Genomic DNA, 11,405 nt, shown 5'->3' with positions numbered 1-11,405 from the left:
GGTTGCTAGTATGAAGCATGAGAGTTACCTCTTATTGTCTTTGATTAGTGACTCAGCACCTTTAATCAAAGTGGGTAACTCTCTTCATTTCAAATTGAAGTGTCAGATCTAGTCGGAACTAATACACTTAATTCATACCGTTTTTGCAAGTCTTTGATGAATATTCGATGTAGCCCAGCGAGTTATTCCTTACATCTAGATAGCACCCTTTGGCTCTAATACTATCGACATTGTCGTCTTTCAGCCCAAAGTGGAATATAACCCCATTCTTACCGTTAACCTCTCCGCGAGGTACGTAATCCGTCATTGTAATTGACGTGTCGATGGCGTTTTTTAAGTTGTCGGAAGTTGTGACAATATTCCCTTTTGTAATGTTTAGCTCCTTTCCTTCAACCTCGATTGTTGCATCGGAGATTAAATGAATATTCTCGGTGAGGGCGATACCTCGCACAAATGTGTTCGCGCTACGCACGGCACTACCAGCACTTTCAATAACACTTGTTTTTGATGTATCGATAACTTCAATAAATCTAGGTGTCGCTACTGATGCCAGAACACCCAAAATCGCGATGACAACAATCATTTCGAGAAGAGTAAACCCTCGCTGCATATTCGTACTCAATTTGTATAAACTCTGGAATGTTCAAAATTTGTTGCCTACCGTACAGAAGCTTATTGTGGCGAGCGAGTGTAAAGGTTAAACGAAAGCATCGATATATTAAGTTAATGCTCACTTAAGTTTCTTTCCTCTACAGTGGTCAAAGGCATGAAAGACTTATGCCTAACCAATTCCTATGGAGTACTACCACATAAAGGATGATATCTAACGGCTCAAAAACTCGTCAATTAGTCTGAAAACAAAGGATTTCTTACAAACATAAGTTGCCAAGTTGGTGCGGGGCTTTATAATGATTTTTAAAGATATTTTTGATAAATATCAAAAAAATTTGAGAGCGAGTAAGAAACTTGCCCAATATATATGTGCTAGAGCACACTTTGTTCCAAATTGTGATTCCTTAGGTTCCCTTCACTTCGTTGATATGAGGCTTCAATACAAGCCCAAAAGAATTCAATGCTTTGGCTGTTTTATCAGCGGGAGCAAATATTTTTCATATTACATAGGAGTGTCGTTGTGACGCGTATTATAGTTGTAGGCGGTGGCGCAGGTGGACTTGAACTTGCAACCAAGCTAGGGCGGACTTTGGGTCGAAAAGGGCGTGCAAACGTGACTTTGGTAGACCGTAAAGCCAGCCATTTGTGGAAACCTTTGTTGCATGAAGTGGCAACGGGTTCTTTGGATGAAGGTGTCGATGCATTGAGCTATCGAGCTCATGCTAAAAATCATCACTTTGATTTTCAAATGGGCAGCCTAAAAAACATTGATCGAGAGCGTAAGGTTATTTTCTTAACCGAGCTTCGAGATGAGCAAGATGAGCTTTTGATGCCGGAGCGAGAACTTGAGTACGATATTCTTGTTATGGCAATCGGTTCTACCTCAAATGATTTCAACACACCAGGTGTTCGAGACAACTGTATTTTCCTTGATAGCCCAGAGCAAGCTCACCGTTTCCGCACTGAAATGAACAATGAGTTCTTGAAGCTACATGCGAAAAACGGGCAAGGCACGGTTGATATTGCGATTGTTGGTGCTGGTGCAACGGGTGTAGAGCTCTCTGCCGAACTTCACAATGCTGTCAAAGAACTCCGAACTTACGGTTTTGGTGATTTGGACTCTAGCAAACTCAATGTAAACCTTGTTGAAGCGGGTGAGCGAATTCTTCCAGCATTACCACCTCGCATTTCAGCCGCAGCGCATCAAGAGTTAACCAAGCTTGGTGTTAATGTGCGTACGGCAACGATGGTAACTCAAGCCGACAAAGACGGTTTAACGACCAAGGATGGCGAGAAAATTCATGCTCAGATTATGGTTTGGGCTGCGGGAATCAAAGCACCGGATTTTATTAAAGACATCGCTGGATTGGAAACAAACCGTATAAATCAATTGGTCGTTAAAGACACACTCCAAACTACGCGTGATGATGACATTTTTGTTATCGGCGATCTTGCGCAATGTACGCAAGCTGATGGGAAGTTCGTGCCACCACGTGCGCAAGCTGCCCACCAAATGGCAAGCCAAGCGTTTACCAATATTGTGGCGAAATTGAACGGACGTGATATTAAGCCATACATATACAAAGACCATGGTTCACTGGTTTCGTTGAGCCGATTCTCTACAGTAGGTAGCTTGATGGGTAACCTCACCAAAGGCTCAATGATGGTTGAGGGTAGGATTGCCCGGGTGGTTTACATATCATTGTACAGAATGCACCAAATGGCCTTACACGGTGTGATTAAAACGGGGCTTATGATGCTCGTTGGTCGAATTAATCGCGTGTTGCGTCCAAACTTAAAATTGCATTAATTCAGTGTTTTTTGCTATTCAATAAAAAGGGCTCGTATGAGCCCTTTCTGTTTGAAATTCATATTTTTTCGAGACTGATCCAACCATTTTCAGCTGCGACGAATACTCAGAAAAAAGTCGTTATTCAGGAATGATCGAATATACGATGCCATCTTTGGGTTTACCGTTATGAACGAAACGGTTTCGTGCAACTCCCTCGCAGATGGCTCCGCACTTTTCAGCAATTTTGTGGCTGATGATGTTCTCAGGGTCACACACAATTTCTAGCCGAGTCAGTTTCATCTTACTAAAACAGCATTCAATTAAAGCCTCTAGCGCTTCCTTCCCATAACCTTGATGTTGATGTGAATCAGAAATCCAATAGCCCAAACACCCCATATTGAAAGATAAATAGCGTTCGGTAAGAGCGACCATCCCCATAAATTGGTTAGTCTCCTTATCAAAGACACCGAAGCCAAAAGCCAGACCTTTTAACCAGTTCAGTCGATTGGCTATGAGGAAGTCATAACCGTCTTCCGTCGAAAAATCGCTGTCGCACCAGTCGAGCCATTGATGGAGAGATGGGGAGGTTTGAATCGCTTGCGTAAACGACCCAACTTCTTCATTTTTAATCAAACGAAGTACGAGTCGTTTAGTGATGATGCAAAAATCAGGTGAAAAGTGCATAGTCAGTAGAGACCAAATGACTTAATCAATACGTCGGGCTTAATCAACACGACGAACTTGAATTATCATGCCCATTAATGGGTGATCCAAATAGTGGGTTTCTGTGCTGCGCATACGTCGCTTCTGGTCCATGCGGTAAGACTTAAGGAACTCTTCAACTTGCAATGTTGGGGAAACGGACTCCAAGTTACCAACTTGAACAGTATCGTTACCTTCTTCGGGTGTTAGCTCTAGAGCTTTTTCTTCGAATGTTACATCACGAATACTTGGCTTTTTTAAATCAAGTTTAATGTCTGCAAATAGGTAGTGCTGTACGTAAACTTGAAGTTTTCCTTCCAGTTCATAGTTTGGTTGGAAATGGGTTTCTTCGGTAATCCCATCACCTAAATCTGCAACTAACTGGTTTTTCGTACGAGCTTTGCCTGTTTCATCGAACTGCTGAGAATAATCTTTGCCCGCGTTAATTTTAAATACTGGCGCACTGTGACTGCCTCTGTCTCCTTGTCGCCAAGCAACATGAAGAAGAGGGGTAAATGCCGCGTGTTTTCTTAATGCGTTGTATTGGGCGTTGAGCGCGTAGCTTGATTTGGGCAGCAAGGCGGCCCCTTTACGACGCATGCCCTCTGAATCTTGGAAAGAATAAGTACCCTCCAAATTAACTTGAGGGTTTTGATTGGGCCAAGCTTCGTTCAGAATTTCGGGATCCACTGCGCGTTTAAACAAAATGACTTCTATATCAAATTGTCGGGCTGCCATAGATTCAAATGAAAACAGGCACAGCAGTAATGGGATCAGTTTTTTCATTGTTGCTCCGTCAGATAAGAGCGGCGGCGTGCCACTCTTTGGCTGTAAATAGGCATTCGGTAAGCGTACCAAATTACGGTTTAACTTGGCAGGCGATTCTCAGCAAACTGTTGAAGTAAGTCGTTAATAAAACGCACTCTTTCACGGCGATCTGTTAATGGTATCGCAAACTTCAGCTTGGTTGGACCTTCCATTCCATATTTTTGCGGTGCTGATTGCAGCAATTTAACAAGAAATGCAGGGTTAATGTCAGCGGTAGGATAAAATTCAATAAATCCACCTTTAGCATGTGCTTCGATTTTCTTGATGTGCATTTTGCCAGCTGTCAGCTTCACTTCGCTTATTGCCAGTAAGTTCTTAGCGGCATCGGGAAGCGTACCAAATCTATCGATGAGTTCGACTTTCATTTCTGCCAATTCATTCTCTGTACTCACACTTGCAATGCGTTTGTACATCGATAAACGTGTGTTGATGTCAGGGATGTATTCATCGGGCAATAGCGCAGGTAAGCGCAGTTCCACTTCGGTTTGATCTCGGAGAAGTTCATCCAGAGATGGCTCTTTCCCTTCTTTTAGTGCTTCTACCGCTTGTTCTAGCATTTCCATGTAAAGGGTAAAGCCAACGGATTGAATCTGACCACTCTGATCATCACCCAATAGTTCACCAGCACCACGAATCTCTAAGTCGTGCGTGGCGAGAGTAAAGCCAGCACCTAAGTCTTCAAGTGATGCGATTGCGTCTAACCGTTTAATGGCATCCTTTGTCATGGCTTTTGGATGTGGTGTGAGCAAATAGGCGTAGGCTTGATGGTGTGAACGACCAACACGTCCTCTTAATTGGTGCAACTGTGCCAAACCAAGATTGTCTGCTCTATCCATGATTATGGTGTTTGCCGTTGGTACATCGATACCCGTTTCGATGATGGTCGTACAGACGAGAAGGTTGAAACGCTGATGATAGAAATCATTCATGATACGTTCCAGCTCTCTTTCTCTCATTTGACCATGAGCGACGGTAATTCGAGCTTCTGGGATCAGCTTTTCAAGATCAGCTGCGACTTTATCGATGGTTTCAACCTGATTGTGCAGGAAGTAAACCTGTCCACCACGCATGATTTCACGCAGTACCGCTTCTCGCGTCACGCTATCTTCTCGCTCGCGTACAAATGTTTTAATCGCCAGTCTGCGCGCGGGTGGGGTTGCAATGATAGAAAGATCACGCATACCACTCATTGCCATATTCAGTGTTCTAGGAATAGGCGTTGCGGTAAGCGTTAATATATCCACATCGGCACGCATGGCTTTTACTTTTTCCTTTTGGCGCACACCAAAGCGATGCTCTTCATCAACAACGAGCAAGCCTAAGTCTCGGAACTTGATGTCGTTTTGGAGGAGTTTGTGAGTGCCAATAATGATATCGACTTTGCCTTCTTCGACATCGATAAGTATTTGCTTTTGTTCTTTCGCTGATTTGAAGCGAGATAGCACTTCCACGCGAATGGGGAGGTTAGCAAAGCGGTCTCGGAAATTTTCAAAGTGCTGTTGAGCCAATAAGGTCGTCGGAACGAGCACTGCGACTTGCTTGCTGTTGTCGGTAGAGACAAATGCGGCACGCATCGCCACTTCCGTTTTTCCGAAACCTACATCGCCACAGACCAATCTGTCCATCGCTTTCGCTTGGCACATATCAGACAGTACGGCGTTAATAGCCATTGCTTGGTCATCGGTTTCTTCAAAAGGAAAACTTGCTTTGAAGGTAGCGTATTGCTCTCTATCTAGCTTGAATTTGAAGCCAGGTTTGAGCTCACGCTTGGCGTATACATCCAATAGTTCAGCAGCGACATCACGAACTTTTTCCGCTGCTTTTCTTCGCGCTTTTGCCCACGCTTCTCCACCAAGCTTGTGCAGAGGTGCACTGTCTTCTGCACCACCTGAATATCGGCTGATTAGGTTGAGTGAAGATACCGGAACGTAAAGCTTTGCACCGTTTTGATATTCGAGCGTGACGTATTCCGTTTGCATACCACCCGCTTCAAGGGTTTGAAGCCCAGTATAGCGACCAATACCGTGATCCAAATGAACGACGGGCTGACCCGGTTTCAGCTCTGCTAAATGGCGGATAACGGTATCGGAATTGACCGCTTTGCGATCTTTTTTACGCCTTTGAATTACTCGATCGCCGAGTAAATCACTTTCGCAAATTATCGCGAGATTGGCGGATTCATGGATGAAACCATGCTCGGCAGCACCGAGAATCAATGTGGCTTTGTCTTTAGACTCGATGGCATGAGTAAGATGATTATGCTCGACGGGTTTTAGCTTGATTCGTTGCAGCAGTTCTAACAAAGCTTCGCGTCTACCTTCGGATTCAACCGAAAACACAACCTGACCGCTGAATTGTTCAATGAACTTGCGAAGCAATGCCATAGGTTCTTTGTGTTGGTGCTGAACGTGCAATTCAGGCAGGGCGCATATATTTTCGTTTGAGCGACCTGCTTTTTCTGAAATGGCTTCGATACTAAGCAGCGATTGAGGTAGTGACTTGAAGCGAGTGTACAATTCATCTTTTTTAAGCCATAGAGCTTCAGGCTCAAGCAAAGGACGAAGTGGATCGACTTTACGTTGATCAAATCGGTAATCCACATCCGTTAGAAATGTGTCTACTGCGCTGTCTAAGTCACCGACGGTAACAAGTAGCGTATTGTCAGGAAGGTAATCGAACAGCGTCTCTGTTTCTTCAAAGAACAGCGGCTGCCAATATTCAATACCGGCTGGCCATGTCCCTTTACTGATTTGCATGTAAATGGATTCGGGTTCTCGGCGAGCCTCAAATTTCTGGCGCCAGCGCCCACGAAAGTCCTCAATGGCTTGTTCGGTAGTAGGGAATTCGTGAGCAGGTAGCAGCCGAATCTCTTGAATGTCGTCGATTGAACGTTGATTTTCAGGATCGAAAGTGCGAATACTGTCTATTTCGTCATCGAAAAAATCAATTCGATAAGGGTCACTTGCCCCGGTAGGGTACAAGTCGATGATTGAGCCACGGCTTGCGTATTCACCCGGACCAAACACTTGGTCCACATGCCTATAACCAGATTTCTCCAATTGAAGGCGCAATGCATCCAGTGAATAATTATCTCCACTCTTCACCATCAATGTGTGTTGAAGTAAGAAACTACGAGGAGACTGGCGTTGGAGCAGGGTACTTACGGGGATGACAGTGATGCCATCGCTTTGACTCGGCATTTGATAAAGGTGCGCGATTCTGTCAGAAATGATGTCCTGATGTGGTGAAAAATTATCATAAGGCAATGTCTCCCAATCGGGAAACAGGTGGACATCTCGCTGTGAAAATTGTTCGACCTCAGCGGAAAGCTTGAGCGCTAATTGTGGGTCTGGGACAACAAGTAACAGGTGCCCTTGATGTTGCTCTGCAAGCTGTGCGATCGCGATCGATAGTGCCGAACCTTTGAGGTTACCGACGTGCTTTTTATCTCCCGCGTTACTTGGTAACGCCAGAGAAAGAAGATTTGAATTAGGCATAACGTTTATTTTCGGTCACGTTCCAGTGAACGTTGTCTTAGTAGTTTTTGTTGTTGATGAAGTGCGGCTTTGATCAGCAAATCCTGATCTTCTTCACGCAAGAGAGAGAATGATATCGTGATTTTATGGGATTGCTCATTCTCTTCACACTCCACGACTTCGCCGTAACAGTAAATGGCTGCTGCTGGAAATTCCAGAAAAATTTTGGTTCGTACCTGTCGCCCTAACGGTAATGCATTTTTAGAGAAGTACGTGAACTGGCTAGCGCCAAAAGAAGTCGTGGTATGGCTGAATGCAGGGTCATTTTGTTGAGAAAGCATATAGGTGAGTAATAAATTCAGCTTGCTGTTCTGAGTTTCTAGCAATTGAACGACATGAGATAGGTCGCTACTGCGGAGTTCTCCAATGGCTTTCTCCGTTACGGTGTCGAGGGAACTGAATTCGCTTGCGACCAAGAAAGGTGCCGGGATCTCAGTAACAAACTGCTCTAAATCCGGTAAAATGAATTCGGATTCTAGCGGTTCAATGTTGACTGATAGACCATGTTGGACGGTAAAATACTCTTGCTGGCTCATACGGCAATTCCTTTCTGTTAACCTTTTGATTATCGTCATGTAGGCGTATGAATCAAGAAAACCCCTCGTATATGTCGTTTTTTCGTCAATTTAATTCTGCAAATCTCAGTAAAGACTACTAAATCAGTGTCTTTCTCGTTACATTACCGACCAGAGATTTATCAAGGTTCCCTTAATATGTTCCATCCCATTTCAATTTACATCGGGTTGCGTTATTTGCGCGGAAGGTCAGGAGATCGCTTCAGTCGCTTTGTTTCTTTTATGTCGACAGCTGGCATAACGATTGGTGTTCTGGCGTTAATTACGGTCACATCCGTAATGAATGGATTTGAAGGGCAATTGAAAGGACGAATCTTGGGGGTATTACCTCATGCTGTTATTAGTCAGGATTCCGGAAAAGCGGAAAAAACTGATGCGCCACCAGAATTTCTGTCTCAGTATTCATTATCTTCCAATCCTTCCCCTATTGTTCGGTCTGAAGCGGTTATACAAAGCCCTGTTCAGTTAAGTGCTGGTATGCTGTTAGGCATTGACCCTGCGTTAAATGATCCCATAGGAAAACATTTGCTTGGTGGAAAACTAGAGCAGTTGGAGCAGGGGGAGTACCGAGTATTTTTGGGGCATACCTTGGCTCGTCAATTAAAAGCGAGGGTTGGCGATAAAGTGAGGATCATGGTGACAGGTGCGAGCCGATTCACTCCTTTAGGACGAATTCCTAGCCAAAGAAATTTTACTGTGGCCGGCGTATTTAATACGGGATCCGATGTGGATGCACAGTTGATGGTTGCGAATATTAATGATGCTGGTCGCCTGCTTCGATATTCTTCCGACACGATTACGGGTTGGAGACTGAGTTTTGATGATCCGTTCATCGTGTCAGAATATGCCTCGCTCTCACTACCTAGTGGGTGGAAATGGAGCGATTGGCGCGAGCAAAGAGGTGAGCTATTCCAAGCCGTTAAGATGGAAAAAAATATGATGGGCCTGATGCTAGGGCTTATTGTTGCTGTTGCGGCATTTAATATTATTTCTGCGTTGATTATGGTGGTAATGGAGAAACAAGCTGAAGTCGCCATTCTAAAAACGCAGGGATTATCCAATTTTCAGGTAATGACCGTCTTTGTTGTTCAAGGTGCGAGTAGCGGAATTATTGGCTCTTTGGTGGGGGGCTTGTTAGGCATAGCGCTTGCGACAAACATAAACGGTGTATTAGAAACGTTTAATTTGAGTTTGTTTGCCGTCGGTGGTGAACTGCCTGTTCTTATCAATTATTCGCAAGTTTTCACCATCATCATACTTGCAGTGGCATTGAGTATTGTTGCCACGTTGTATCCTTCTTATCGGGCTTCGTCCGTCAAACCTGCTGAGGCACTTCGTTATGAGTAAATTACTTCTTTGTGATTCTGTCTGTAAAACCTATCGCGAAGGGAGTGTAGAAACCGAAGTTTTGAAAGGGGTGAGCTTTGAGTTGGACGCGGGAGAACTGGTCTCTATTGTGGGTTCTTCTGGGTCTGGAAAAAGCACTTTACTGCATGTTCTAGGAGCTCTAGATGATGCTTCTGAGGGAGAAGTGTCGTTTCAAGACCAAAGCCTAAAGGCGTTATCGAGCAATCAGCAAGCGAAGCTGCGTAACCAACACATTGGTTTTGTGTATCAATTTCATCACCTCCTAGCTGATTTTACCGCCGTTGAAAACGTCGCTATGCCTCTTATGATTGGCGGCTCATCCCCAAAGCTGGCGAAATCAAAAGCAGAGAGCTTGCTCACTAAAGTCGGGTTAGCACATAGGTTGGCGCACCGACCTGCGGAACTTTCTGGTGGTGAGCGGCAAAGAGTGGCTATCGCTAGGGCTTTAGTGAATGAGCCAGCACTGGTACTTGCCGATGAACCAACTGGTAACCTAGACCACACAACGGCTTTGGCTATTTATGACCTTATGCGTGAATTAAATCGAGAGTCTGGTACGGCATTTCTTGTTGTTACTCATGACAATGAACTTGCTGACAAGATGGACCGAAAGCTGCACATGCAAGATGGGCTACTAGTTCACGAAAATGAAATGCGCGCAGCGCACTAAGAGGCTGACCAGATGTTTTCTCTTTCCTTACTTATTGGAAGCCGCTTTAGCCGTGCAAAACAACGGAACAAATTAGTTTCGTTTATCTCTTTGTCTTCTACGATCGGTATTGCTGTCGGTGTGGCTGTTGTGCTTATCGGTTTATCTGCGATGAACGGTTTTGAACGCGAACTTGAAAATCGTGTGCTTGCGGTTATACCTCATGGTGAGTTTGAAGGGTTTAATACTCCTATTTCAGATTGGCAAACTGTCGCGAGAACAGCAGAAGAGCATGAAAAAGTGATCGCTGCTGCCCCCTATATTCGGCTAACTGGTTTAGCGGAGAAAGGGCAAACACTAAAGGCAGTGGAGATAAGAGGCGTCGACCCTCAATTGGAATCACGAGTGTCGAACCTATCTGAGTACATTGGTGAGGAAGCCTGGCAGAATTTTCGCTCCGGCAGTAATCAAGTGATATTAGGAAAGGGGATTGCCGATCATCTTGGAGTAACGCTGGGTGAGAGCATTACTTTGTTGATTCCTCAAACGAGTAATTCACTGAAAGTACGCTCTCCAAAGCGTGTTCGCTTGAAAATCGTTGGGCTTCTGTCCTTAGGTGGTCAAATCGATCATGGGCTGGTATTGCTGCCTTTAGAGGATGCACAGAAATACTCTGATATTACTGAAGGTGTTACGGGTGTTTCCATTAAAACGACCGATGTCCTTAATGCTCAAATGATTGTGCGAGAAGCGGGTAACACGCTGCAAGTAAAGGTGTACCTAAAAAGCTGGCAGCAAAAGTTTGGCTTCTTGTACCGAGATATACAACTGGTTAGAACTATCATGTATCTAGTAATGGTATTGGTGATCAGCGTTGCTTGTTTCAATATCGTGTCCACTCTGATGATGGCGGTAAAAGACAGGCTTTCAGAAATTGCCATTCTAAAAACGATGGGTGCGACGGATGGACTTATTCGTCGTACTTTTGTTTGGCAAGGTGTGTTTTCTGGAATAACGGGAAGCCTTGCTGGCAGTGCTTTAGGGGTGCTCGTTTCGAGTAATTTGACCGTTTTAATTAAAGGGCTTGAAAGTCTCGTTGGCCATCAATTCTTGTCGGGAGATATCTATTTTATCGACTTCTTACCCTCCGAGATTATTTGGCAAGACGTAGCGCTGGTTTCTGGCACCGCAGTTATCTTAAGCCTATTCGCTACGCTTTATCCTGCATCTAGAGCCAGTCAAACAAACCCAGCGAAAGTGCTAAGTGGTAAATAACCCGATTTGAATTGGAAAGTAACGAAATTAAAAGGGCTCAATGTGAGTAATGCCGATCAGTTAAGGTC

General features: G+C 44.5%; 9 protein-coding genes. 4 read left to right on the top strand and 5 right to left on the bottom strand.

What is annotated here, in order from left to right; genetic code table 11:
- Positions 1-127: 127 nt before the first annotated feature.
- A complete protein-coding gene (locus CW749_RS24675) occupies positions 128-610 on the bottom strand; it encodes a prepilin-type N-terminal cleavage/methylation domain-containing protein (RefSeq protein WP_101115125.1) in 483 nt (160 codons plus the stop codon).
- 522 nt (positions 611-1,132) lie between these two features.
- Here CW749_RS24675 and CW749_RS24670 point away from each other — a divergent pair.
- Positions 1,133-2,422 carry an NAD(P)/FAD-dependent oxidoreductase gene (locus CW749_RS24670; RefSeq protein WP_101115124.1) on the top strand — a complete coding sequence of 430 codons (1,290 nt, stop codon included), beginning with the start codon at positions 1,133-1,135 and terminating at the stop codon, positions 2,420-2,422.
- 120 nt (positions 2,423-2,542) lie between these two features.
- Here CW749_RS24670 and CW749_RS24665 read toward each other — a convergent pair whose 3' ends face one another.
- From CW749_RS24665 to CW749_RS24650, 4 genes are all read right to left on the bottom strand, one after another.
- Positions 2,543-3,088, bottom strand: coding sequence for a GNAT family protein (locus tag CW749_RS24665; protein ID WP_101115123.1), 546 nt, complete (start codon positions 3,086-3,088; stop codon positions 2,543-2,545).
- A gap of 39 nt (positions 3,089-3,127) precedes the next feature.
- Positions 3,128-3,892, bottom strand: a complete 765-nt coding sequence (locus tag CW749_RS24660; protein ID WP_101115122.1) for a peptidoglycan binding protein CsiV — start codon at positions 3,890-3,892, stop codon at positions 3,128-3,130.
- Between the two features lie 80 nt (positions 3,893-3,972).
- Positions 3,973-7,431: a transcription-repair coupling factor gene (gene mfd / locus CW749_RS24655; protein ID WP_101115121.1), complete on the bottom strand. Its 3,459-nt coding sequence runs from the start codon at positions 7,429-7,431 to the stop codon at positions 3,973-3,975.
- A gap of 5 nt (positions 7,432-7,436) precedes the next feature.
- A complete protein-coding gene (locus CW749_RS24650) occupies positions 7,437-8,006 on the bottom strand; it encodes a PilZ domain-containing protein (protein ID WP_101115120.1) in 570 nt (189 codons plus the stop codon).
- 177 nt (positions 8,007-8,183) lie between these two features.
- On the opposite strand from CW749_RS24650, the gene lolC reads away from it, so the two are divergent.
- From lolC to lolE, 3 genes are read left to right on the top strand one after another with little or no spacing between them, the layout of a single operon-like run.
- Positions 8,184-9,392: a lipoprotein-releasing ABC transporter permease subunit LolC gene (lolC, locus tag CW749_RS24645; RefSeq protein WP_101115119.1), complete on the top strand. Its 1,209-nt coding sequence runs from the start codon at positions 8,184-8,186 to the stop codon at positions 9,390-9,392.
- Entirely contained in the window at positions 9,385-10,083 is a 699-nt protein-coding gene (lolD, locus tag CW749_RS24640) for a lipoprotein-releasing ABC transporter ATP-binding protein LolD (protein WP_101115118.1), read from the top strand. Before lolC ends, lolD begins: the two co-directional genes overlap by 8 nt.
- Positions 10,084-10,095: 12 nt before the next feature.
- The gene (gene lolE / locus CW749_RS24635) at positions 10,096-11,337 is read left to right on the top strand and encodes a lipoprotein-releasing ABC transporter permease subunit LolE (RefSeq protein WP_101115117.1); all 1,242 of its coding nucleotides are present in this window, start codon (positions 10,096-10,098) and stop codon (positions 11,335-11,337) included.
- Positions 11,338-11,405: the final 68 nt, after the last annotated feature.

This window comes from Vibrio sp. vnigr-6D03 (genome assembly GCF_002835515.1).
GTDB lineage: Bacteria > Pseudomonadota > Gammaproteobacteria > Enterobacterales > Vibrionaceae > Vibrio > Vibrio penaeicida.
The sequence above is the reverse complement of the archived record's forward strand: the minus strand, read 5'-3'. Positions and strand labels throughout refer to the sequence as shown.

Excerpts from the sequence above, each read along its gene's own strand:
- CW749_RS24660 (WP_101115122.1), bottom strand. The coding sequence starts at position 3,892 with ATGAAAAAACTGATCCCATTACTGCTGTGCCTGTTTTCATTTGAATCT.
- CW749_RS24650 (WP_101115120.1), bottom strand. The coding sequence starts at position 8,006 with ATGAGCCAGCAAGAGTATTTTACCGTCCAACATGGTCTATCAGTCAAC.
- mfd (WP_101115121.1), bottom strand. The coding sequence starts at position 7,431 with ATGCCTAATTCAAATCTTCTTTCTCTGGCGTTACCAAGTAACGCGGGA.
- CW749_RS24675 (WP_101115125.1), bottom strand. The coding sequence starts at position 610 with ATGCAGCGAGGGTTTACTCTTCTCGAAATGATTGTTGTCATCGCGATT.
- lolE (WP_101115117.1), top strand. The coding sequence starts at position 10,096 with ATGTTTTCTCTTTCCTTACTTATTGGAAGCCGCTTTAGCCGTGCAAAA.
- lolC (WP_101115119.1), top strand. The coding sequence starts at position 8,184 with ATGTTCCATCCCATTTCAATTTACATCGGGTTGCGTTATTTGCGCGGA.
- CW749_RS24665 (WP_101115123.1), bottom strand. The coding sequence starts at position 3,088 with ATGCACTTTTCACCTGATTTTTGCATCATCACTAAACGACTCGTACTT.
- lolD (WP_101115118.1), top strand. The coding sequence starts at position 9,385 with ATGAGTAAATTACTTCTTTGTGATTCTGTCTGTAAAACCTATCGCGAA.